The 24293-nt window shown below is 33.2% G+C and carries 21 protein-coding genes and 1 pseudogene; 19 read left to right on the top strand and 3 right to left on the bottom strand.

The window, feature by feature from the left end; all coding sequences use genetic code 11:
- Positions 1-807, bottom strand: a complete 807-nt coding sequence (locus tag MUA21_RS11905) for a DUF3100 domain-containing protein (protein ID WP_064209135.1) — start codon at positions 805-807, stop codon at positions 1-3.
- Between the two features lie 176 nt (positions 808-983).
- On the opposite strand from MUA21_RS11905, the gene MUA21_RS11900 reads away from it, so the two are divergent.
- Entirely contained in the window at positions 984-2153 is a 1170-nt protein-coding gene (locus MUA21_RS11900) for a YbfB/YjiJ family MFS transporter (RefSeq protein WP_262561366.1), read from the top strand.
- Positions 2154-2442: 289 nt separating this feature from the next.
- The gene (locus MUA21_RS11895; RefSeq protein WP_073344702.1) at positions 2443-3420 is read left to right on the top strand and encodes a tRNA dihydrouridine synthase; all 978 of its coding nucleotides are present in this window, start codon (positions 2443-2445) and stop codon (positions 3418-3420) included.
- Between the two features lie 56 nt (positions 3421-3476).
- Here the strand turns inward: MUA21_RS11895 and MUA21_RS11890 are convergent, their stop codons facing one another.
- On the bottom strand, positions 3477-4673 hold the full coding sequence (locus MUA21_RS11890; RefSeq protein ID WP_438873789.1) for an MFS transporter: 1197 nt from the start codon (positions 4671-4673) through the stop codon (positions 3477-3479).
- A 435-nt stretch (positions 4674-5108) separates the two neighbouring features.
- Between MUA21_RS11890 and MUA21_RS11885 the strand changes: the two genes are divergently transcribed.
- The 10 genes and pseudogenes from MUA21_RS11885 (at position 5109) to MUA21_RS11835 (ending at position 15803) form a co-directional block, all read left to right on the top strand.
- Positions 5109-6074, top strand: coding sequence for a DUF4352 domain-containing protein (locus MUA21_RS11885; protein ID WP_262561364.1), 966 nt, complete (start codon positions 5109-5111; stop codon positions 6072-6074).
- A 23-nt stretch (positions 6075-6097) separates the two neighbouring features.
- On the top strand, positions 6098-6448 hold the full coding sequence (locus tag MUA21_RS11880) for a DUF4064 domain-containing protein (protein ID WP_046206585.1): 351 nt from the start codon (positions 6098-6100) through the stop codon (positions 6446-6448).
- A 367-nt stretch (positions 6449-6815) separates the two neighbouring features.
- Positions 6816-7903 (top strand): annotated as a pseudogene (locus MUA21_RS13375) (M23 family metallopeptidase).
- A 171-nt stretch (positions 7904-8074) separates the two neighbouring features.
- The gene (locus tag MUA21_RS11865) at positions 8075-8833 is read left to right on the top strand and encodes a glycerophosphoryl diester phosphodiesterase (protein WP_107520720.1); all 759 of its coding nucleotides are present in this window, start codon (positions 8075-8077) and stop codon (positions 8831-8833) included.
- Between the two features lie 272 nt (positions 8834-9105).
- On the top strand, positions 9106-9534 hold the full coding sequence (gene arr, locus MUA21_RS11860; protein ID WP_145381083.1) for an NAD(+)--rifampin ADP-ribosyltransferase: 429 nt from the start codon (positions 9106-9108) through the stop codon (positions 9532-9534).
- A 180-nt stretch (positions 9535-9714) separates the two neighbouring features.
- On the top strand, positions 9715-10662 hold the full coding sequence (locus tag MUA21_RS11855) for an SLAC1 family transporter (protein WP_262561361.1): 948 nt from the start codon (positions 9715-9717) through the stop codon (positions 10660-10662).
- Positions 10663-10680: 18 nt separating this feature from the next.
- Positions 10681-11865, top strand: a complete 1185-nt coding sequence (locus MUA21_RS11850; protein WP_262561360.1) for a MalY/PatB family protein — start codon at positions 10681-10683, stop codon at positions 11863-11865.
- A gap of 34 nt (positions 11866-11899) precedes the next feature.
- A complete protein-coding gene (locus MUA21_RS11845; protein ID WP_064209143.1) occupies positions 11900-12358 on the top strand; it encodes a MarR family winged helix-turn-helix transcriptional regulator in 459 nt (152 codons plus the stop codon).
- A 196-nt stretch (positions 12359-12554) separates the two neighbouring features.
- The gene (locus tag MUA21_RS11840; RefSeq protein WP_262561359.1) at positions 12555-14198 is read left to right on the top strand and encodes an alpha-keto acid decarboxylase family protein; all 1644 of its coding nucleotides are present in this window, start codon (positions 12555-12557) and stop codon (positions 14196-14198) included.
- Between the two features lie 117 nt (positions 14199-14315).
- On the top strand, positions 14316-15803 hold the full coding sequence (locus MUA21_RS11835) for an aldehyde dehydrogenase family protein (RefSeq protein ID WP_262561358.1): 1488 nt from the start codon (positions 14316-14318) through the stop codon (positions 15801-15803).
- Between the two features lie 131 nt (positions 15804-15934).
- Here the strand turns inward: MUA21_RS11835 and MUA21_RS11830 are convergent, their stop codons facing one another.
- A complete protein-coding gene (locus tag MUA21_RS11830) occupies positions 15935-17164 on the bottom strand; it encodes an NADH-dependent flavin oxidoreductase (RefSeq protein ID WP_262561357.1) in 1230 nt (409 codons plus the stop codon).
- A gap of 303 nt (positions 17165-17467) precedes the next feature.
- Here MUA21_RS11830 and MUA21_RS11825 point away from each other — a divergent pair, with 303 nt between their 5' ends.
- From MUA21_RS11825 to MUA21_RS11795, 7 genes are all read left to right on the top strand, one after another.
- Positions 17468-18472 (top strand): LLM class flavin-dependent oxidoreductase, encoded by a 1005-nt coding sequence (locus MUA21_RS11825; RefSeq protein ID WP_107525359.1) that lies wholly within the window; start codon positions 17468-17470, stop codon positions 18470-18472.
- A 26-nt stretch (positions 18473-18498) separates the two neighbouring features.
- Entirely contained in the window at positions 18499-18831 is a 333-nt protein-coding gene (locus tag MUA21_RS11820) for a glycine cleavage system H family protein (RefSeq protein ID WP_262561356.1), read from the top strand.
- 3 nt (positions 18832-18834) lie between these two features.
- Complete coding sequence (locus MUA21_RS11815) at positions 18835-19623, top strand: protein-ADP-ribose hydrolase (RefSeq protein WP_064209146.1); 789 nt, start codon at positions 18835-18837, stop codon at positions 19621-19623.
- The gene (locus MUA21_RS11810; RefSeq protein ID WP_262561355.1) at positions 19616-20500 is read left to right on the top strand and encodes an SIR2 family NAD-dependent protein deacylase; all 885 of its coding nucleotides are present in this window, start codon (positions 19616-19618) and stop codon (positions 20498-20500) included. Before MUA21_RS11815 ends, MUA21_RS11810 begins: the two co-directional genes overlap by 8 nt.
- Positions 20501-20509: 9 nt before the next feature.
- Entirely contained in the window at positions 20510-21532 is a 1023-nt protein-coding gene (lplA, locus tag MUA21_RS11805) for a lipoate--protein ligase (protein ID WP_064209147.1), read from the top strand.
- A 304-nt stretch (positions 21533-21836) separates the two neighbouring features.
- The gene (locus tag MUA21_RS11800) at positions 21837-22826 is read left to right on the top strand and encodes a Gfo/Idh/MocA family protein (protein ID WP_262561354.1); all 990 of its coding nucleotides are present in this window, start codon (positions 21837-21839) and stop codon (positions 22824-22826) included.
- Between the two features lie 225 nt (positions 22827-23051).
- On the top strand, positions 23052-24272 hold the full coding sequence (locus tag MUA21_RS11795; RefSeq protein WP_262561352.1) for a putative glycoside hydrolase: 1221 nt from the start codon (positions 23052-23054) through the stop codon (positions 24270-24272).
- Positions 24273-24293: the final 21 nt, after the last annotated feature.

Genomic DNA, 24293 nt, shown 5'->3' with positions numbered 1-24293 from the left:
TCATTGCTCCTTATCTTTTGTGAATTTTGATTTAATATGCATAATAAAGCTGTAATATTTTCGAGTTAATGGCAAAGCAATTAATATACCCACATAAAGCCCTGTGACAGATGTAAGTAAATTACTCACACCAGAGAATGCTGTAATTGTACTAGCTTGGTCAGGATACATTTCAACTAAGGGACCTAGTGCAGCAGCAGTCATCACACCACTTCCTACACCTGTCGCCATTGCAAATGCTAATGGGCTAAAAGGTAAAATAGAGATTAGTATGCCGGAGAAAATGCTAAAAAATATTGCCCCAAATATCGTTCCAAATATATACATGGACATGACTCCTCGCCATTCAGGAGAGGTAATACCATATTTTTCAGTAATAAGTGCTAAATTTGGTTCTCTACCTATTGAATGTGTCATGCCTATAGATTCTCTACGTAAACCTAAAAGTATAGCTAGCGGTAATGAAATAATAATAGTAGCTAAATTTCCGGCTTCTTGAAGTATTAAAGCGGGTCCAGCTGCAATAATTTTAGGAAGGGCAGGTCCAGCCTCTACCCCGAATTTTGCTATGAGTAATGCTACAGAAATAAAGACCATTGGTTCAGAGTGCTTAGCTTGTCTTTTACCTATAATAGGTGTGAAATATACTCCCAAACCAAGTAATACTGCGTAAACTACTGGTAACAATAGGATTGAAGTTATACCTAATGGAATTTTATGTGCGCCAATCACTTCAGAAATGATCATAATGATTAGGACAATGCCATGTAATCTCCAATCTTTCCAAAGTATATTTTGTTGTTGCATAACAATCCCCCTAATAAAAATCTGAAAATTCAAAATAATAATAATGCCTATTCTATACTTACTATTTCAAAATTAAAAGGGGTTGAAGATAATATTATTGATTGCTAATGAAAAAGTATTTGTAAATACCATGAAAAGTGTATAATGTAATTAATTTATTGAAAGGTGTGTAAAGTATGAAAGAAGCGTATAAGCAACTTATTTTAGGTATGTTGTGTTTGTTTATTGTTATGGCAATTGGACGTTTTGCATATACGCCCATCATGCCTTTTATGCAGCTTAATACCAGTATGGACAATCCGAGTGCTGGTATGTTGGTTACATATAATTATTTAGGGTATCTTATTGGCGCAATAATTCCAATTTGGATTATTGTATTTAATAAGGTAGTCGATCTTAAAATATATTTAATGATTAATATTATTTCAACACTATTCATGGGTATTTTTGATAGTTATATCTTATGGGCTATTTTTAGATTTGTTTCTGGTGTGTCTAGTGGTACTGTTTTTGTATTAGCATCAAATGTTGCGTTAGAAGCATTAAAAATGGTTCGAAAAGAACGTATATCAGGTCTGCTTTATAGTGGTGTAGGTTTAGGTATTTTTTCAAGTAGTATCTTTATTTTTTTATTTACTTCAGTGAATACATGGAAAACGACTTGGGTTTTGCTCGGTATTTTTTCATTAATCATGGCTATTTTTATTATATTTGGTATGCGTGAAAATGATCGTACTGATCACGAAAGCCATAAAACAAACGAAAGTCAATCTAATGTATCAAGTAAGTTGAAGAAAAAATTTATTTGGGGTTTTTCCATTGCATATTTTTGCGAAGGTGCTGGATATATTATTACGGGCACATTTTTGGTTGCCATTGTTAAATCGATACCCTCGTTATCAGACTATGCAGCATTAAGTTGGATGTTTGTTGGGTTAGGCGCGATACCATCGACCATTCTTTGGTCTATGTTGGCTGATATGTTAGGCCATGGTAAGGCGACCTATTTAGCTTTTATTTTACAAATAATAAGTGTTACTTTGCCAATACTATCAGAAAGTATGTTGAGTTTGATTCTAAGTTCATTATTATTTGGTTCAACGTTTTTAGGGCTTACTACATTATTTATGTCCAAAGCACAAGCTTTAATGTATCAAAATAATAGTAAGCTGAACTTAGTTGCGATATTGACTGTTATATACAGTTTGGGGCAAATGATTGCACCTGCATTGTCAGGATTATTAATTGGAAGCGCAGGGAACTTCAATGCAGCCTTGATTTTTGCTGCTGCTATTTTATGTGTAGGGTTATTTAGTAGTATGTATAGTTACCGGACTAGGTATTAAATGAATATTTTCTTATAACTTTGATAATTTTGTTAAAAAGTGAAGAAAAATCATTAGATAGATCGCCTTCTAAGTGTATAACTTGAACTGCTTTCGAAAATATTTAAGGTGACAATAGATTTATTTCGAATACGTAACTATTCGATTATTTAGGTAATAAGTTTTTAGATAAGCTGTTTTCGAGTTGGTTTTGGAAGTTTATAATCTTTTTGTATAAGTCCAATTTTTGTGGTAATATCGTCATGGATAAAAATTCGAGATAATAATAGATAAGAAGGTTAAAATATATATGAAAGAAAATTTTTGGCGTGAATTACCGCGTCCATTTTTTGTTTTGGCGCCTATGGAAGATGTAACAGATGTAGTCTTTCGTCATGTAGTCAGCGAAGCGGGAAGACCTGATGTCTTTTTCACTGAGTTTACAAATACGGAAAGTTTTTGCCATCCTGAAGGCGTACATAGCGTACGTGGCCGTTTAACTTTTACAGAAGATGAACAACCCATCGTTGCACATATTTGGGGTGATAAACCTGAACATTTTCGTGAAATGAGTATTGGCATGGCAGAGATGGGATTTAAAGGCATTGATTTGAATATGGGTTGTCCAGTTGCGAATGTTGCAACAAAAGGTAAGGGTTCAGGACTAATATTACGTCCTGAAACTGCAGCTGAAATTATTCAAGCATCTAAAGCAGGAGGGTTACCTGTAAGTGTTAAAACACGTTTGGGTTATTCTGAAATTGATGAATGGAGAGAGTGGTTGAAACATGTTTTTCAGCAAGATATTGCGAATTTATCAATTCACCTGCGTACACGTAGAGAGATGAGTAAAGTAGACGCCCATTGGGAATTAATCGGTGAAATTAAAAAACTACGTGATGAAATTGCACCAAATACATTATTGACGATAAATGGTGATATTCCAGATAGAAAAACTGGGCTTGAACTGGCAGAAAAGTATGGTATCGATGGTATCATGATTGGACGTGGGATTTTCCATAATCCTTATGCTTTTGAAAAAGAACCAAGAGAACATACGAGTGCAGAACTTTTAAACTTGTTGAGACTTCATCTTGATTTGTTCGACAAATATTCACAAGAAGAAACACGCTTATTTAAACCGTTGCGCAGATTCTTTAAAATATATGTGCGTGGCATCAGAGGTGCAAGTGAGTTAAGACATCAACTGATGAGTACAAATACGACTGATGAAGCACGTGAACTACTAGATGAATTTGAAGCAAATATGGAAACAACAATACAATAGTAAAAATTTGAATATATAAATAGGCCTGGAAATCTTAAAATTTTAGATTTTCAAGCCTATTTTTGCTTAATGGTAAGAGCAATAACGAATGCTATGACCATAAAACTAGTAATCATTAAAACTACGCCAGGCCATTGAATATAGTTATAAAACACACCGGCTAAAGTACCACCTACAGAAGAACCCATATAATAAAATAATAAGTATAGGCTAGAGGCCTGTGCTTTATGGTCTTCTGCACGACTGGTAACTACTGCACTTGCAATTGCATGCCCACTAAAAAAAGCATAAACACTAAAGGCTAAGCCAATAATTTTGAATGTTAGCGGTGGCAATAAAGTGATGTTAATACCGAAAATTAACAATAAAACACTGAATTTCAAGGCATTTAAAGTACCTAATTTCATACGTAATTTTGCGTTTAGTATTGAGGAAATCATACCTATTAAAAATAATAAGTAAATAAAACTAATGATACTATCATGTAAATTATATGGTTTTTCTGATAACACAAAACCAATATAGTTAAATGCTGCGATGTTACACCCAAGTAGCAGAAAGCCAATCATAAATGGTTTGAGCAATCTGATATTTGTTAGATGCTTATAATAACTCATTAATAATGTTTTTACAGAAAAACGCTGTTTTTCAAAATGTTTAGATGACGGTAATAAAAATGTAAATAAAATGGCTGCAATAAGACTGATTATACCTATAGAAATTAGGCCAGTTTGATATCCATATATACTTGAAATAAAACCGGTGAATATTCTTCCAAAGGCGCCGCCAAAAGCATTTCCACTAATATAAATGCCCATCGCCTCAGGTGAATTTTGTGATGAAATTTCTTCACCAATATAAGCCATTGCGATTGATGGTAAACCAGCTAGACATATGCCTTGGATTAATCGCAAAATTAAAAAAGTATTGAAATCTGTTAAAAATGGTTGTATTAAGGCGAGTAAGGATACAGAAAGAACAGAAAAAATCATTATAGGTTTACGGCCTAACACTTCGGATAGTGCCCCGAAAAATAGCATAGCAATTGCTAAGGTAATGGTTGCTGCTGATAAAGCTAAACTTGAAACAGTTTCACTAATATTAAATGACTTTGTGAAATGTGGAATCAAAGGTTGAACACTATATAAGATAGAAAAGATAGTAAAACCGGAAATAAAAAGTGCAATAATGATTTTTAAATAGTCTTTCGAACCTTTTGTCACATAATGTTTTTTTAAATTATTCAATGTCATGCCCCGCTTATTAGTTGATATATTTATGGTAGCATGTAATTAATAATATAAAAAATATATTATTTATACTTGCATTTTTTGTTAAAAACATAAAGTTCATTTTTATGACATATCACATAATTGAACACTTATAGCTTTGTAACAATTTGAACAGAGATTTGAATAAATCATATAAAAAGAAAAATTTTAATATGACTGTAGGACTAATTATTTATGAAATTTCGTTTCTAAGATAATTATTTCTACAGTCATTTTTGTAACAAAAATTGGTTTTCCTAAGATAGCACATTAATAAAATTTTAAATTAACATAAATTTCAAAAAAATGATTGATTTTAACTAAATATGTTATAAGATTATGTAGTATGGTTTAAAATAATTTTAAAGTTGAACAAAATTCAAATTAACTGTAAATGTAAAATGAGGAAGTGGTAAAATGAAAAAACTATTGTTTTTTGCTATTTTAATCATATGTATCTTAGCTGGTTGTAATACGGAAGGTAAGGAAACAAAATCTGACAGAAAAGAAGATAATAAGTCAAAAGCTACGAATACTATGAAGAATTTTAAAATTGGACAAGTAGTGGACGCTGATGGTGTAGATGTGAAATTAGCAAAAGTAGAATATGTAAATAATTATGATGAATATAGTGAACCTGAAAATGGCAGAGTTATAAAAGTATATTTGAAATTTAAAAATAATAATGAAGATCAAGTATTAGTTGATTCGACTGATTTTAGCATGAAAGTGAACGGTGAAAATTATCAAGAATGGTACGGGGAGAGTGAAGGAGACTCAGGGTTTTCACATCAATTGAACAAAGGAAATACTGGGTCAGGTATGATTACTTATGACGTTCCTGAAAATGATACATATACTTTAGAAATGGATGCTACGCCAAATTTTGAAAATATTAAAGCAAAATGGAACATAAAGAAAGAAGATATTAAAGAAGCGAGTAATCAACAAACTAGTAATTCTGTATCAGCAAGTAATGATAATGAAAGTACAAGTGAAACAGCGGATGCTGAAAAAACTGATACCGAAAAAGAAGATGATGAAAGCGATGAAATAACATATCCAGCAGAAATGTATAACACATTAGTTGATGAATATAATGAACTCACGGATGGTGAAAAAATGGACCATGTTGATCATGAGGTATTAGAGATAGAATATGATCAATTAGAAGCACGTGTTGATGAATTATACAATAAAAAGATGGAAGAAGAAGATCAAGCATTTGAAGAAGAAATGAAAAAGCAAGATGAAGCATACGAAAAGGAAATGGATGAGATAGATAAAGAATATGAAGAAGAAATGGATGAAATAGATAAAGAGTATGAAGAAGATATGAAACAAAGCGAAGAAGATGAAACTGCTGAAGATGAAGCAGCGTAGTAAAAAGAAAAGGAGTAATTTATATGAATGAGTATATTGGAAAAAAACAAACAAATAGAGTAGCAGAAATGATTTTAGGAATATTAGGAAGTATCTTTGGTATTATAGGTGGCTTATTCGCTATAATGGTCGACGGTATTGGCAAAGAATTTGGAGCAACAGATAGTGGCAGTATAACTGGATTAGGCGTAGCGGTTATAATAACTTGTATAATAACACTGGTTCTTAGTTGTATTATAAACAAAAAAAGAGTCTTAATAGGAATATTATTAATCATAGGTGGTATTTTAAATATAATTTTTATAAGCTTTTTTGGTATTTTATCAGGTATATTAATATTAGTAGCCGGTATATTAGCATTAATAAGAAAGTAATACAGTAGACAAAAAATAGTATTAAACCATCCGAGACATAGATAATGATGTCTCGGTTTTTTTGTATCAAGCTAATGTTAATTAGATAATTATTAGCCTTGTATATAAATGTACTTAAAAATGTATTTATTCGATTGTTAACTATGTAATAGAATAAGGAAAGCTTTTTAGAAAATGAAATACCATAACACGCTATTTTTTTGAAATTTTGAAGGTGCAATCGTAATACATATTAGGAATTTTCAAAAAATTTACGTTACATCACAAATAAATTACTAACAAATTAAAAAACAGTTTCTGCTATTCTTTTTATACAGTTTCTCTGATACTATTATGTATGTAAAAATTTTGGGAGGACTTATTAATTATGAAAAAAATGGTTACAGCAACAATTGCTACATTATCTTTAGGTGCAATTGGTATCGCACAAGGTGAAGCACACGCTTCAGAAAATAATCAATCTAATACACAGTACACAAGCAATCAGTCTTATAGTGATATTTTTAATTATGGATATATTGATCAAGATGATAATGGGAACTATCATCACACATTAGATGGAAACTGGGATCAATCTATGTTTGATCAACAACAATATTATTTCTATTTAATAGACGATGAGGGGAATTATCATTACTATTATTTCCCAATGAATAATCAAAGTGCTAATAACACTTCAAACAACACTTCAAACGTAGATAATGTAAATGTCTCAGATGATAATAACTACACTGATGACCAAAGTCATGAAGAAGTACAATCAGAAGGTTATGACATCAACCAAACATCAGAAAACGATGATGTTGATAATAGTGCAACAACGAACCATGGCACTGAATCTGGACAAACAGTACAAAGTAATTCTAATAATGTAAATCATACACAAAATAACGCATCAACAAATAACAATTATGAACAAGTTACACACAAAATAATGGTACGAATAATGTGCAACAAAACACTACATCAAGTAATGATTCAACACCACAACAACAAGCTGCACCACAACAAAACACTACACAATCAGAAGTAGCATCAAACAGTAGTAATAATAGTACACATTCATCAAATTGGTTAACTAAAAATCGTCAATTACAACCTTATGGTAGTTACCATGGCGGTGGTGCACACTATGGCGTTGACTACGCAATGGATGAAAACACACCTGTTTATTCATTAGCAGATGGTACAGTAATTCAAAGTGGTTGGAGTAACTATGGTGGTGGTAACCAAGTTACAATCCAAGAGAAAAACAGTGATAACTATCAATGGTATATGCATATGAATTCTTTAAATGTTAAATCTGGCCAAGAAGTTAAAGAAGGACAACAAATTGGTTTATCAGGAAGTACAGGAAATTCTACTGCACCTCATTTACATTTCCAACGTATGTCAGGTGGCGTGGGTAACGGATATTCTGTTGATCCAACTTCATATGTAAATTCAAAATCATAATATATGACACCTATTGGTCGCCTTTGAAGTCCTATTAAGGATACAGAAGGCGACTTTTTTGTTTGATTTTCGACTATAAAATGTTTTTTTCTGATAATAGCTTAGATAATTTGAATTATGGTTCATGACATATCATAATTACACTAAAATCACATTGAAGGGGAAGATGATATGTTTACAGTTTATGCTCATAGAGGATTATCAAGTAAAGCACCTGAAAATACAATGGCAGCATTTGAAGCAGCTGCGCATGTGCCTGGATTAAAATGGATTGAGCTTGATGTTGCAATAACAAAAGATGAACAACTCGTCATTATTCATGATGATTTTTTAGATAGAACAACAGATATGAATGGCGAAATTACACAATTGAATTATGATGAAATCAAACAAGCATCTGCTGGCAATTGGTATAATGCTAAATATGCAGAGGAAAAACTGCCGACTTTTGATGAGGTGGTTGAATTAGCTAATAAATATAAAATGAATTTAAATATTGAATTAAAAGGTGTAACAGGGAAAGATGGTAGTGTGTTATCAGAAAGTATGATTAAACAAGTTGCTGAAAAATTAAACACATTAAATTCAAATTTAGATATTTTATTATCTAGTTTTAATATTGTTTTATTGAAATTAGCACAGCAGCTAATGCCACAATATAAGCGAGCAGTTCTTTTTAAAGCAGCAGCATTTACAGGTGATTGGAGAACACTTTTAGACTATTGTGAATCAACGATTGTCAATATTGAAGATGCAAAACTGTCTCAAGCACGCGTGCGTTCAATTAAAAATGCTGGTTACGAATTAAATGTATGGACGGTGAATAGTAAAGCGAGGGCAAATCAATTGTCCAATTGGGGCGTAGACGGCGTGTTTACAGATAAAGCTGATGAGTTAGTCCATTTAAATAGTGGGTTTAATGCTGATTAAATTAATATAATTATCATATATAAAACGGTGCTGCAAAACTTTTTGAAGTTGATTAGCTCCGTTTTTAATTTAGATGTAACAGAAGTTTCGTTTAAGCAAGCGCTATGTCGTACATTATTTTTATAATCAACAATTGTTAAAAATAATATAAATATAAAACCTCCTTTGCTTTAATTATACGATGCGAGTGTCAGATATTATAGTCTATATTTTCCAATAGATATTGCATATAATAATCGAACAGCATACTGATTATGAGGGGGACTTAGGCGATGAACAGTGAAACAGCACAGTTTGGACAAAACTTATATTTACATGGTACAAAAGCTAAATTAGAGATAGGTGATTTACTGCATCCATTATATAAATCGAATTATCAAGATCGAATTATGAACCACATATATTTCACAGGTACATTAGAAGCCGCAAAATGGGGAGCTGAACTTGCAGTTGCTTTATCTAAGGAAAGGGCAGAAGAGCATATTTATGTTGTTGAACCATTGGGAGAATTTGAAGACGATCCGAACGTCACAGATAAAAAATTACCTGGCAATCCAACGCTTTCTTATCGCTCTACTGAACCACTAAAAATTGTCGCGGAATTAAGCGTATGGGAAAGACATTCGGATGACGATGTTAACCAAATGCTCAAGGGTTTAAAGCAGTTGAGAGATAAAGGATTAGATGTTATTGAAGATTAATATATCGATATGAATGTCACATTCAAATATGTGCATATATTGAATTAATACAAAAATAAAGGCACAGAAGATTAGGCAAGATGATAAAATGGTAACGAAATAATAATCTTATTTTACACATAAATAGTTTAAGCATAGTATAGTAATGATATAACTAAATATTGTAAAAGGATTAAAATTATGTTTTATAAATTGATTAAAGTATTACCAACGGCTATTTGTGGATTAGCATTAGGTATCGCTTCGCTTAGTAATTTACTGTTTAATATGTCTTGGTATGGTTTAGCAGTGTTATTTTTTATATTGAGTTTCATCATTTTAGTGTTATTTATTAAAAAGTGCATATTGTATCCTCATACAATATATAATGAATTGAGTGATCGTCATATCTGCGCTACCTTCCCAACGTTTCCTATGGCTTTAATGACAATCATTTACATCATAAAGCATCACTTGAATGTCAATCTTGGTTTACTATTATGGTTATGGTGGTTAACGATTATCATCCAATTTATCATTATTGCAGGTTTTATTTACTATCATCTAATATTACATAACAAAGGTACTGTTTTGCCGAATACGAGTTGGTTTGTAACATTTGTAGGGATAGGTGTAATAGCTGAAACTGCAAAAGAATTTAATCCAGTCATAGGTGAATTCACGGTATATATAGCAACCTTTTGTTTTATAATACTAATAGCGATTATTTTAATCAAAAAAACTTGGCGCTTATATAATGAAAATCAATTTCCAATGTCAATCATTATAGCGGCTCCTGCAGCACTTTGTCTTAATGGATTTTTAATCAGTGCAAAATCGAATGACATCATTATAATGGTAAGTGGTTTTATAATATCCCAACTACTTTTTATGGTGTCATTAACGTTTATTCCTAAGTTAATGGCTATAAATTTTAAATTTTCATTTGCCGCTTTAACATTTCCGTGGGTAACAACAGCGACTGCTTATTTTAACTTTATGATTCATGTGCGTTTTCCGAGCGTATTACAAAATTTATTACAATTCATGTTGATATGTGAAATTATATTTGCGTTATTAGCTGTTGTGTATGTCATTTTGGGTTATATTGTTTTTTTGAGAAAAAGAATCAACAATAATGTGTTTTAAGGTAAAGGAGTGGTTGTAATGATTTATCATTTTAATGAAGTGGTTAATAGAAAGCAGACGCGATCAGTTAAATGGGATACGATGGAGGATGTGTATCATATTGATGATGCTTCAGATGTACTGCCAATGTGGATTGCGGATATGGATTTTAAAGCGCCACAACCAGTGATTGAAGCGTTACAGAAATGTGTCGATCACGGTGTGTTTGGCTATTCTTATTTAGATGAAGACTGCAAAAATGCGATTCAATCTTGGTTTCATAAACGTCATGATTGGCATATTGAGAAAGGTTGGATTCTTGCGCATTCAGGTGTAGTTCCTGCGATAGCATCAATTATTGAAACATTTACGACTCCAAAAGATAGTGTTTTAATCACGCCTCCGGTTTATCCACCTTTTTCCAATTTGCCTTCAGGTATGAATCGACAATTAATAACGTGTGCTTTGGTAGAAGATGAGAGAAATTACTCAATCGACTTTGAAGACTTTGAAGAAAAGTTAAAGCAAGGCGTAAAAATGTTTATCTTATGTAACCCACATAATCCAGGCGGCATTGTTTGGTCTAAAGACACTTTGGAAAAAGTGATTGAATTATGTGTGAAATATGATGTGTTAATACTATCAGATGAAATTCATGCTGATTTGGTATTTACTGATTATCAACATATCCCGCTTGATAAATTAGCATCTGAAAAAGAAGCACAAAAAATCATTACGTGCACTGCACCTACAAAAACATTTAATCTAGCAGGTATTCATGCTGCTTTGATTATTTCACCCAATAAAGATATTAGACAAGCATTAGAGTCAAATTTTGCGGCACATGGTTTAGGCGTTAACCGTATTAGTCCATTTGGTGCAGCTGCACTAGAATCTGCCTATACTCACGGGGAAGATTGGCTTGATGAACTCATAGATATTGTGTCTTCAAATATGGATTATGCTATTTCAGAAATTACTAAAGCCATCCCACAAATAAAAATTAAAAAGCCTCAAGCAACCTATTTGTTATGGATTGACTATAGAGAAACGGGTTTAACTGAAGAAGAAATGATGAAAAAGTTATTAGAACAAGGCAAAATTGCGCTTGAACCTGGTACAAAGTATGGTGAAGAAGGCAGAGGCTTTTTAAGAATGAATGTAGCTTGTGCGCCTCAAACTGCCAAAGATGGTGTTCAACGTTTTATTAAAGCTTTGAGTTAAAGGTTCCCCAAAAATTTTAAAAGGACAGTGACTTATGGAAATAAAAAATAATGACTATGAAAATTTGCTATTTTACTTCGCATATAAAACATTTATTACGACAGCGGATGAAATCATTAAAGATTATGGTTTGAATCGTCAACACCATAGATTTTTATTTTTTATTGAAAAAGTCCCTGGCATCTCGATTAAAGATTTATTGAAAAAGTTAGAAATTTCTAAGCAAGGTAGCCATGCAACTTTAAAAAAACTAAGAGATGAAGCATTCATTGTAGAAAAACAGGCACCAGAAGATAAGCGTATTAAAACGTTATATCCAACAGAAAAAGGCCGCAACTTAGTGCGTAAATTAAATAAAGCACAAAATGATATGTTTAAAGAAATTCAAGAAAAAGTTGGCAATGATTGGTATGCGATTATGGAAGAATTTGCTTCATATAGAGAAGGATTCCAATCAGTAAAATATTTAAAAGATGAGAAGAATAATTTTTAAAGTATGTGTATGTCAATAGAATAGCAAAATTGTACCTACTTAATACAATCGTTTATATCAGAGGCTTGTTTTCTAGATTTTAGAAAAAGCCTCTTTGTTTGGTTGTGTAAATAAGTCAATAAACTTGACCTAATTTATTTAACAAGTTATATTTAATGTGTAATGAAAACGAAACACATTAAAGGAGAAATGATGTATGCAAAAAAGAGTAGGACAGTATTTAATGGATGCAATTCGCTCAGTTGGTGTTGATAAAGTATTTGGTGTACCTGGTGACTTTAATCTTACATTCTTAGACGATATTATCAATCGAGAAGATATGGAATGGATTGGTAACACAAATGAACTTAACGCAAGTTACGCAGCAGATGGTTATGCAAGAATCAAAGGCATTAGTGCAATGGTAACAACATTTGGTGTGGGAGAGCTAAGTGCGGTTAACGGTATTGCAGGTGCATATGCAGAATGTGTACCAGTCATAGCAATCACAGGCGCACCAACACGTGAAGTTGAACGTGCTGGTAAATATGTACATCATTCATTAGGTGAAGGCACATTTGATGATTATCGTAAAATGTACAAACATATCACAACAGCACAAGGATATATCACTCCAGAAAATGCACAGACTGAAATTCCTCGATTAATCAATGCAGCAATTAATGAAAAACGTCCCGTTCATATACATTTACCTATAGATGTAGCTGCTGTAGATATTGAAGTAGAAACACCATACCAATATACTGCACCAGCCAAACAAGATGTTGACAGTTATATAGAAATAATAGAAAACAAATTAAAAAATGCAAAGCAACCTTTAATTATAGCTGGACATGAAATCAATAGTTTTGCGTTGCATGATAAACTAGAACAATTTGTTAACCAAACACATATACCAGTTGCTCAATTGTCCTTAGGTAAAGGGGCTTTCAATGAAGAGAATCTATATTATATGGGTATTTATGATGGAAAGATTGCAGATGAACAAATTAAAGCTTATGTAGATCAAAGTGATGTCATTTTAAATATCGGAGCAAAACTTACAGATTCTGCTACTGCTGGATTTTCTTATGGATTTAATTTAGAAAATGTAATCATGATGAATCATCATTATTTTAAAGTTGACGAATTACGTGATGAAGAAGTAAGACTCGTAGATTTACTAGATAGTTTGTTGAATATTGATTATAAAGTTGACGTGAATTATCCACGTTATCAAGTAACTAACGAAACGGTTGAATTAAGTGATGAACCATTAAAACAGTCAACATATTTCAAATTAATGCAGCAATTTATTCAGCCTCAAGACGTTATACTTGCTGAACAAGGCACGTCATTCTTTGGTGCTTATGATTTACTTTTCTCTAAAGATAATACATTTATAGGACAACCATTATGGGGATCAATCGGTTATACTTTACCTGCGACTTTAGGAACACAAATTGCTGACAAACAACGTAGAAACGTGCTGTTGATTGGTGATGGTTCACTTCAACTAACTGTTCAAGCATTATCAACAATCATACGTGTGGCATTAAAACCAGTTATTTTTGTCATCAATAACGATGGATATACAGTGGAACGTAAAATTCACGGTGAAACTGCACCATACAACGATATTAAAATGTGGAACTACAAGCAGTTACCGTTCGTGTTTGGTATGAAGGAAACAGACGTTCAAATACATGATGTTACAACAAGTAATACGTTGGCAACGGCATTAGACGAAATTAATCAAAACCCTAACATAATGCATTTTGTAGAAGTTCACATGGATGTACATGATGCACCAGAAAAATTAGATGCTATAGGTAAGGCTTTTGCCCAACAAAATGGGTGATGATTGGAATTTTTTAAAAAACAGTGATATTCGTTTACAATGAAATTGAGAAGTTAGGTTAACTATTGACTTAAATAAAGTTATTATCAATAACGTCAAAGCAAAGGAGAGATTGTCATGACAGTAAATATAAAAGATTATGTTGATGAGAATTACGGATTGTTAATTGATGGTGAATTTGTAAAAAGTAATAGTGGAGAAACATTAGAAGTTGTTAACCCAGCCACAGGGGAGATACTCTCAAATATTTCCAAAGCTGACGAAACAGATATCGACAAAGCTGTATCATCAGCTCAAAGCGCCTTTGAATCATGGAGTTTAACTTCTAAAACGGAGCGTGCGGATTTATTAAGAAAAATTAGTGAAAAATTGATGGCAAATAAAGATAAGCTTGCAACAGTGGAAACGTTGAATAATGGTAAACCGATCCGTGAAACCTCAACAATTGATATACCGTACGCTGCAAGACATTTTAACTATTTTGCAAGTGTTATTGAAACACATGAAGGTTCAGTGAATGATATTGATAAAGATACTATGAGTATCGTACGGCATGAACCTATTGGCGTTGTAGGTGCTGTAGTAGCTTGGAATTTCCCAATGCTCTTAGCAGCATGGAAAATTACACCAGCCATTGCGGCAGGGAATACAATTGTTATTCAACCATCATCTTCAACGCCGTTAAGCTTATTAGAAGCAGGTAAGATTTTTCAAGAAGTATTGCCACAAGGTGTGGTTAATATCGTAACTGGTAAAGGTTCAGAATCAGGTAATGCTATTTTTAATCATGAAGGTGTAGATAAATTATCATTTACAGGTTCAACAGATGTCGGCTATCAAGTTGCTGATGCAGGTGCAAAACGTATTGTCCCTGCTACTTTAGAACTTGGTGGTAAAAGTGCAAATATTATTCTAGATGATGCAAATTTAGACTTAGCTGTTGAAGGTATCCAACTCGGTATATTATTTAATCAAGGTGAAGTATGTAGTGCAGGCTCACGTTTATTAGTCCAAGAAGGTATATACGACGCGTTAATTTCTAGATTAAAAGAGGCATTTTCAAATATTAAGGTTGGAGATCCATTAGATGCGCACACGCAAATGGGTAGCCAAACGAGCGATGAGCAGATGAATAAAATATTGTCTTATATCGATTATGCTGAACAATCCAATGCTGAGGTACTAACTGGAGGTAAACGTATTGTCGAAAATGGATTAGATAAAGGTTACTTTATAGAACCAACACTTATTGCGGTTAGCGATAATAATAATAAGTTGGCCCAAGAAGAAATCTTTGGTCCTGTTTTAACAGTAATCAAAGTAAAAGATGATCAAGAAGCGATTAAAATTGCTAATGATTCTGACTATGGCTTAGCAGGTGGCGTATTCTCACAAGATATTACACGCGCACTGAATATTGCTAAAGCAGTCAGAACAGGAAGAATTTGGATAAATACGTATAACCAAGTGCCAGAAGGTGCACCATTTGGTGGTTATAAAAAATCTGGTATTGGTCGTGAAACGTATAAAGAAGCATTGAGTAATTATCAACAAGTTAAAAATATATTTATAGATACAAGTAATGAATTAAAAGGCTTATATTAAGTGTTTTTCTATAAATTTTGTGAAAATGATGATAAAAAGCAGCCGCAAAAATTAGAACTCTAATTTTTGCGGCTGCTTTTTTAAAACGATACATATGCTTTAAGAATCATGGTTCTTATATCGTGGAAGTCTTAAGTCTCATTTTCATGATCTACTTCCTTATAATTTACTGCATCATAATTTGTTTCAAGTTTACGCAATTCATCTCGAGTTTCTTTCTTTAATCCTTCACCGTAATCCATCATTTTTACAATATCTTTAAAAGCAGCATAAGGAATAGCCAATTCATTTATATCTTCCAAGGTTATATGCAAATCAATGTCTTCTGGTCTTTGTTCTTTTAATTTGGTAACAAAGTCTGGTTCAGTTACAAATGGTGATGACATGCCCACCATATCTGCATTTTGTAAGGCGTCTAAAGCGCTATCCGGAGAATTAATCCCACCACTAGCAATGAGCGGAATGCGTCCGTTAAGATATTGATAAACGACTGCATTGACATATTCTCCGTTATATTTTCCTTCAGAACGTACTTTGTTTTGATAGATTTGACGTCCCCAACTTGCAATCGCTAAATATTGAATATTGGCAGTTTCTAGCACCCAGTCTAAGTGACGGTTAAACTCATCAACAGTGTAACCTACATCACTACCTCGTCTTTCTTCGGGCGTGGCACGGTAACCTAAAATAAATTGTGGGGGTGCTTCTTGATCAATAACATTCTGAACAGCTTTTAATATTTCTAATTCAAAGCGTGATCTATTCTCTAAATTTTGACTTCCGTATGCATCAGTCCTTAAATTTGAGAAAGTTGAGAAAAATGTTTGAATTAATAGGCGTTGTGCAGCTGAAATTTCAACACCGTCAAATCCAGCTTTAATTGCGCGTGAGGTTGCATCTGCGTATTGTTGTATTACGGATTTGATTTTGTCTGTAGTCATAGATAAAACTTCATGCTTAATTGGTGAATTTAAGGTCATTGCACTTGGTCCGTACACCTGACCAAAGTTTAAAATTGCTTGATTTGAAAAACGACCAGCATGCGTAAGTTGTAGTATTGCTTTGTTTCCGTCTTGTTTCATGGCATTGGCTAAAGTAGTTAAGCCAGGAATACAACTATCATCAGTAATGCTAAAACCATATTCAAATAATTGTCCATAAGGTTCAATATAAGCGGCGCCAGTAACTTGAAGTGGTGCTGAATGTGCACGACGTCGTGCATAGTTAATATCTTCCACTGTGATATGTCCGTCCTGTGTAGAAGAATTAGTTGTCATTGGAGATAAAACAAAACGGTTGTTTAAGACAATACCATTTGGCAAAGTGAGTGGCTTTAGTAAAGTATTGTAATTCATATTCATAATTATAACCTCTATCTTCGTTGTTATTATTAATTTTAAAGTAACACTTAAATATAAAAGGGTCAAAACTAGGAAAAGTAAAAAATTTTTAAGCAAAATCTAACAAAAATTCTCTATATCCGTTATCCTATAAGGTGTAGACAATTTAAAGTGGACGTATGTTGAATGATGCAAAGTGTATTGTGGTACTGCGTTGCATTTATCTTAACTGAAAGTTATAAGATACTCAAATATACTCGCTTTAAGTGCAATCGTTAACAAAGCATATTGTATGATGTATGATTGGTGGAGGTGGTAGTTCACGTGGTTCAATTTAATGTGTTAGATTACGCTGTGATTGATGAAGGCAAATCTGCCGAAGAAGCTTTACAAGATACTGTTCATTTAGCACAATTAGCTGACAAACTCGGCTATAAACGATTTTGGCTAACAGAACATCATAATGTACCAGCATTTGCATGTAGTAGTCCTGAATTATTAATGATGCAAATACTGAATAAAACACAGAACATTGCTCTGGGGTCTGGTGGGGTGATGTTACCTCATTACAGCCCGTATAAAGTTGCCGAAAACTTTCGTATGTTAGCAGCACTTCATCCTGAACGTGTCGATTTAGGTATAGGCAATAATGCAGGTACTGCTCAAGTGAAAGCAGCGATGAATGAAACAAAATCACATTTTTTAGACTACGGGCAGTCTATTGAAGATGTGAGACATTATTTAACAGAGCAACAGACGCAGCAACGGCATCATCGCGTTGTAGCACAACCAAGTACGACATTTATTCCAAGTATGTGGTTGCTCAGTACCAGTGTAGCATCAGCTAAAAAGGCAGGTGCTCAAGGTATGGGGTACACATTAGGTACTTTTCTATTACCTAATGCGAAAGCAATAGATAAAGCAAAAGATAGTGTGAAAATGTATAGAGACGCATTTCAACCATCGTCATTAAATATGGTGCCGTCTGTGATGATTACTGTCTTTATTGCATTGGCTGATTCAGTAGAAGAAGCGGAAACTTTAGCCCAAAGTTTAGATATATGGTTATTAGGCAAGGAACAATTTGCTGAGTTTGAGCGTATGCCCTCTCCTGAAACAGCACAATCTTATCATTGTACAGAGAAAGATGAGCGACAAATCGCTCAAAGTCGTGCACGTATCATTGTAGGCACAAAAGAAAGTGCGAAGCCACAAATCGATCGTATGATTCAAGATTTTAATGCAGATGAAGTCATGGTGGTACCTTTGATACCGAGTATTGAAGCACGTTGTCGAGCTGTTGAATTGCTTGCAGAAATATATTTATAAAATATTAATGAAGGGAAGTATTTATGATGAAAAAATTAGCGAATTATTTATGGGTAGAAAAAGTAGGAGCACAATATGTTTATAGTATGACACCAGAGTTACAAGACGATATAGGTACCGTTGGTTACGTGGAATTTATAGGGGACGATGAAGTAAAAGTAGATGATGAAATCGTAAGTATTGAAGCTTCTAAAACAGTCTTAGATGTTCAATCTCCATTAGCTGGTACAATTGTAGAAAGAAATACAAAAGCAGAAGATGAACCAACAATTTTGAATTCAGAAAAACCTGAAGAGAACTGGTTAGTTAAATTAGAAAATGTTGATGAAGCAGCATTTAACGCTCTACCAGAGGTATAATATATGCAACAACAAGAACGCTTAGCTTATTTAATTGAATATTTATGGCGTGAAGCACACGGTGAAGCAACTTTAAATTTGCCAGAAGATGAAGCAACGCGTTGGGAAATGTATAGAGGGCTAACAAATGTAAGAGCACCCCAACCCATTGCTGACACTTATTTAGACGTGCAAGATGCATATTTACAAGCGATGAATCGTCAACATGTTACGCATATTGATACATTGTCGCCAATGATTGGTGACGATGTATTTTTATGGCAAGGAGATATCACTCAACTCAAAGTAGATGGGATTGTGAATGCAGCAAACAGTCAATTACTAGGTTGTTTTGAAGCCAATCATAATTGTATTGATAACATCATTCATACTAAAGCCGGGGTACAGCTACGTTTGGCATGTCATGAAATCATGGAAGCACAAGGGAAAAAAGAAGGTATAGGAAAAGCTAAAATAACATCAGGATATAATTTGCCAGCCCAATATGTAATTCATACAGTAGGGCCGCAAGTTCGCAAATTGCCAGTATCTGAGATGAATAAAGATTTGTTGGCGCGCGCATATCGAAGTTGTTTAGAAATTGCAAAACAACATTCACTAAAAAGTATAGCGTTTTGCTGTATTTCTACAGGTGTGTTTGGCTTCCCACAAGCAGAAGCTGCAAAAATAGCCATTAACACCGTATTAAATTATAAAAAAGAGTATCATTTGGATGATATAAAGATAGTTTTTAATGTGTTCACTGATACCGATGCACAATTATATAAGGAGGAGCTAAAACGTTATGACTGAACCAACATGGCGTGTCATGTCAGCAAATCAAAGTTGCCAATCTGACGTATTAGCACAAGCTATAGATGAAGCGGATGCAATAGTTGTTGGCATAGGGGCAGGTATGTCTGCATCAGATGGGTTTACGTATATAGGAAAAAGATTTACTCAAAATTTTCCGGATTTCATAGAAAAATACGGATTTTTTGATATGTTACAAGCAAGTCTGCATACATTTGAAAGTTGGCAAGAATATTGGGCATTTCAAAGTAGATTTGTTGCATTGAATTATTTAGATCAACCAGTAGGTGCATCTTATGTTGCGCTAAAAGAAATACTAAAAAACAAAGCGCATCATGTTATTACTACTAATGCAGATAATGCGTTTGCAGTAGCAGGATATGATTTGAACAAAGTGTTTCATATCCAAGGAGAATATATCCTATGGCAGTGTAGTCAACATTGTCATCCCCAAACCTACCGAGACGATGAGGCAATCCGTCATATGATTCAAGCGCAATCAAATATGGAAGTACCGCGTGAACTCGTGCCACACTGCCCTAAGTGTGATGCACCTATGGAAATTAATAAGCGAAAAGCACAAGTCGGTATGGTAGAAAATACAGATTTTGAGGCACAATTATCTCGTTACAATCAGTTTCTTGAAAATCATAAGACAGGCAAAGTCTTATATTTAGAAATTGGTATTGGCTATACTACACCGCAATTTGTGAAGCATCCTTTTCAACGTATGACAAGGCAAAATCCTGATGCATTATTTATGACATTAAATAAAAAAGCATATAGAATTCCTCAAAACATACGCGAAAGAACGATACATTTAACGGACGATATTTCGACATTAATTTTAGAAGCAAATAATAAATTAACAAAGTAGGAGAAAACTATGTATTTAATTGAACCGATTCGTAACGGTGAATATATAACAGATGGTGCAGTTAATACTGCAATGCAAGTCTATGTTAGTCAAAATATATTTTTAGATGATGATATTTTATTACCTTATTATTGTGATCCAAAAGTGGAAATAGGTCGTTTTCAAAACACAGCCGTAGAGATTAACCAAGATTATGTAGATGAACATGGTATACAAGTGATGCGTCGTGAAACAGGAGGTGGCGCAGTTTATGTGGATCGTGGTGCTGTGAATATGTGCTGTCTTTTACAGAATGATCATTCGATATATGGTGATTTTCAAAAGTTTTATGAGCCAGCAATTATGGCGTTACATAATTTAGGTGCTACCGAAGTCATTCAAAGTGGACGTAATGATTTAGAGATTAATGGAAAGAAAATTTCTGGCGCTGCTATGACTTTAATCAATGGACGTATCTATGGAGGTTACTCACTTTTATTAGATGTTGATTACGAAGCAATGATTAAAGTTTTAAAGCCGAATCGTAAAAAAATTGAATCTAAAGGAATTAAATCTGTTAGATCGAGAGTTGGAGCTATTCGCGAACATTTAGCAAATGAATATCAAAATATTACAATACATGAGTTTAAAGACTTGATGATTAAACAATTATTGGGCTTAGACGATATCAATGACGTTAAACGTTATGAATTAAGTGAAGCGGACTGGCGTGCGATAGATGAAATGGTGACAAATAAATATAAGAATTGGGAATGGAACTATGGACGTTCCCCGCGCTATGAATATAATAGAGATGCGAAATTAGCGGCAGGTACCATTGATATTACACTAGCTGTTGAACATGGTCGTATCAAGGCATGTCGTATTTATGGTGATTTTTTTGGTCAAGGTGATATTAGAGAAGTTGAAAAGCAACTTATCGGTGTTCGAGTTGTTAAAGCAGATTTGTTTGATGCTTTAAGTAAAATGGATATTCCTTACTATTTCGGTAAAACGTCAGCAGAAGAACTTGTTGATTTAATTTTAAGTTAATACTAAAAAGAAGCATTAGCTGAAAGCAATGTAGCAGTACTGACTTATATACGAGCAGTTATTTCTTGGGAAATAGCACAAAAAAGGATTAAAGAGTTGTTAGCTAAACATATAAAATTGTCGTAATAATGATAGAAAAGATGATGAAATGAACAAATAAACTGTGACGTATTATGTTTTATAAGGTTGGATAGGTAAATGTCACAGCCATTAATATCGTTATAGATGATTTAATTTTATGATTCAAAAATTGTAGATATTTCATTATAGACAATAAATTTTTATGATAAAAAAGGGGAAATTTATGAATATAGGTATAGTTGGAGCCGGGAAAATTGTAAAAGAAGCATTGCCAGTGATGTCAGAGATACCAGAAATTCATATACAAAGCATAGTGACTACTGGACGTAATCCTGAGAATGTAGCTCAAATGCAAAAGCAATTTGATATTAAGCAAGTCTTTGAAGATTTTCAAGCGTTTATAGAAGATGAAAAGATAGACACTGTTTATTTGGCTGTTCCCAATCATCTTCATTTTGATTACGCACGTAAAGCTATAGCAAAAAATAAGCATGTGATTTGTGAAAAACCTTTTACATTAACCACAGAGGAGCTTATCATACTTAAAGATTTGGCAGAGCAACAAAAGGTGATTATTATTGAAGCGATTACCAATTTGTATTTAAGTAATTATGATGTACTTAAGCAAAGTATACCAGAAATTGGAAATTGCAAAATTGCTCAGTTCAACTATTCCCAGTATTCCTCAAGATTTGATGACTTTAAAAATGACATTATTCAACCCGCATTTGATCCGAGTAAGGGTGGCGGTGCATTAATGGATATTAATGTTTACAATGTTCATTTAGCAGTAGGCTTATTTGGTAAACCTAATAAAGTGACATACTTTGCAAATATTGAAAAAAATATCGATACTTCTGGTATCTTACAATTAGAATATGAAGAGATGAAAGTAGTTTGTATTGGGGCTAAAGATTCTAGTTCTGATAATCAATCTTATATTCAAGGAGATAAAGCAACAATCAATCTTAAAGGTCCTACAAATGAGTTGAATGCATTCGAATTAAAATATCACACTGGTGGTACACAGTATTATCAGGTGAACGCACACAAGCATCGAATGTACGAAGAATTTGTGAAAATTGAAAAAGTAATTCGGGAACAAAACATTATATTTGCAACAAGACAATTAGAGCATAGTATGCATGTACTAGATGTGTTAGAGCAAGCATTAGCGAGTGCCAATTTAAATATTGGGCCTTCAATTAAGTAAAAGTTGAGCACAACTGAATTGATAAAATTAAAAATAATAGCTTAAAAGACAGAAATAAGTCGTCAATCCTGTAATTGATAACTATTTCTGTCTTTTTTTATAAATAAAAGTTCGGAATTTACGTTGTTTAAAATATTAAAATGATATAATATGTGTAGTGTAATACTTATTTGCGATTTAAATGTTTTTGTCTTTGAATTGATTAAGGGAGAGGGAGATAATTCAATGAAGGTATGGAAATTTATAGTGATATTATTTGTGACCGTATTAATGATGTCAGCTTGTAACAGTGGTTCTAACAATGAGAAAGAAACAAATGAAGGTAAAGAAAGTTCAAACAAATCAAAAAAGCATACATATAGTGATATTGATTATCCAAAAGATGGTGTGAAAGGTATCTATGTAACACCGGATTCAGCAAAAGGGGAAAATTTTGAAGAACTTATACAATTTATAAATGAAACAGAATTAAATGCCATGGTAATTGACGTTAAAGATGATGAAGGAAATATAACGATGGACTTTAAAAGTGACAATAAATTGATTAGTAGCAATACCGTGAATCGTGTTGACGTAAAGAAAATCATAAAAGCAATGGAAAAAAACAATATTTATCCAATTGCACGTATTGTTACATTTAAAGATTCTAGATTGTCTGAAGAAAAACCTGAATGGTCATTTAAAACGTCTGATGGTAATGTTTGGGAAAGTGAAGGCGGGGATAGTTTTTTAAATCCTTTTAATGATAAAGTATGGAAATATAATATTGCAGTTGCAAAAGAAGCGGCTAAAGCAGGATTTAAAGAAGTTCAATTTGACTATGTTCGATTTCCTGAAGGATTTGAAAACAAAGATAAATCACTACAATATTCAAATGGAAAGTATAAAAATAGTGATTTAAACCATGTTGAGCAACGTGTAGATACGATTACTAATTTTTTGAAAACTGCACGTAAAGATTTAAAATCATATGATGTTCAAACATCTGCGGATGTTTTTGGTTACGCAGCTACGGTTAAAGAAACACCAGGTATTGGGCAAAGCTTCCCTAAAATCGCCCAAAATGTAGATGTCATTTCATCGATGATTTATCCTTCTCATTGGAGCCCAGGAGATTTTGGGTTAGAAGCGCCAGATACAGAACCATATAAAACAGTGGATCGTTATCTTGATAAAGAAAAAGAAGCACTGCAAGGTATCGACCCTAAAAAGGTTAAATCTCGTCCATGGCTTCAAGATTTTACAGCCTCTTATTTAGGAGAAGGGCAGTATAAATCCTATGACAAAGCGGAAGTAACTGCACAAGTACAAGCGTTAAAAGATCATAATATTCATGAATTTTTATTATGGGATGCTTCTGCTGACTATACGAAAGGCGCCGATTACAATCCATCAAAATACACCAATCCGGATGCTCAAAAGCCAGAAAACGCTAAAAGTAATTAAACATATTAACTACTAAGATGA

Origin of the sequence: Staphylococcus ureilyticus, assembly GCF_025558845.1 — a bacterium.
GTDB classification, from domain to species: domain Bacteria; phylum Bacillota; class Bacilli; order Staphylococcales; family Staphylococcaceae; genus Staphylococcus; species Staphylococcus ureilyticus.
This window is presented reverse-complemented; position numbering and strand designations above follow the sequence as displayed.

Coding starts and splice junctions, on each gene's coding strand:
- MUA21_RS11885 (WP_262561364.1), top strand. CDS start 5,109: ATGAAAAAACTATTGTTTTTTGCTATTTTAATCATATGTATCTTAGCT.
- MUA21_RS11840 (WP_262561359.1), top strand. CDS start 12,555: ATGCAAAAAAGAGTAGGACAGTATTTAATGGATGCAATTCGCTCAGTT.
- MUA21_RS11795 (WP_262561352.1), top strand. CDS start 23,052: ATGAAGGTATGGAAATTTATAGTGATATTATTTGTGACCGTATTAATG.
- MUA21_RS11815 (WP_064209146.1), top strand. CDS start 18,835: ATGCAACAACAAGAACGCTTAGCTTATTTAATTGAATATTTATGGCGT.
- MUA21_RS11855 (WP_262561361.1), top strand. CDS start 9,715: ATGTTTTATAAATTGATTAAAGTATTACCAACGGCTATTTGTGGATTA.
- MUA21_RS11835 (WP_262561358.1), top strand. CDS start 14,316: ATGACAGTAAATATAAAAGATTATGTTGATGAGAATTACGGATTGTTA.
- MUA21_RS11800 (WP_262561354.1), top strand. CDS start 21,837: ATGAATATAGGTATAGTTGGAGCCGGGAAAATTGTAAAAGAAGCATTG.
- MUA21_RS11850 (WP_262561360.1), top strand. CDS start 10,681: ATGATTTATCATTTTAATGAAGTGGTTAATAGAAAGCAGACGCGATCA.
- arr (WP_145381083.1), top strand. CDS start 9,106: ATGAACAGTGAAACAGCACAGTTTGGACAAAACTTATATTTACATGGT.
- MUA21_RS11830 (WP_262561357.1), bottom strand. CDS start 17,164: ATGAATATGAATTACAATACTTTACTAAAGCCACTCACTTTGCCAAAT.
- lplA (WP_064209147.1), top strand. CDS start 20,510: ATGTATTTAATTGAACCGATTCGTAACGGTGAATATATAACAGATGGT.
- MUA21_RS11845 (WP_064209143.1), top strand. CDS start 11,900: ATGGAAATAAAAAATAATGACTATGAAAATTTGCTATTTTACTTCGCA.
- MUA21_RS11820 (WP_262561356.1), top strand. CDS start 18,499: ATGAAAAAATTAGCGAATTATTTATGGGTAGAAAAAGTAGGAGCACAA.
- MUA21_RS11900 (WP_262561366.1), top strand. CDS start 984: ATGAAAGAAGCGTATAAGCAACTTATTTTAGGTATGTTGTGTTTGTTT.
- MUA21_RS11890 (WP_438873789.1), bottom strand. CDS start 4,673: ATGACATTGAATAATTTAAAAAAACATTATGTGACAAAAGGTTCGAAA.
- MUA21_RS11895 (WP_073344702.1), top strand. CDS start 2,443: ATGAAAGAAAATTTTTGGCGTGAATTACCGCGTCCATTTTTTGTTTTG.
- MUA21_RS11810 (WP_262561355.1), top strand. CDS start 19,616: ATGACTGAACCAACATGGCGTGTCATGTCAGCAAATCAAAGTTGCCAA.
- MUA21_RS11905 (WP_064209135.1), bottom strand. CDS start 807: ATGCAACAACAAAATATACTTTGGAAAGATTGGAGATTACATGGCATT.
- MUA21_RS11880 (WP_046206585.1), top strand. CDS start 6,098: ATGAATGAGTATATTGGAAAAAAACAAACAAATAGAGTAGCAGAAATG.
- MUA21_RS11865 (WP_107520720.1), top strand. CDS start 8,075: ATGTTTACAGTTTATGCTCATAGAGGATTATCAAGTAAAGCACCTGAA.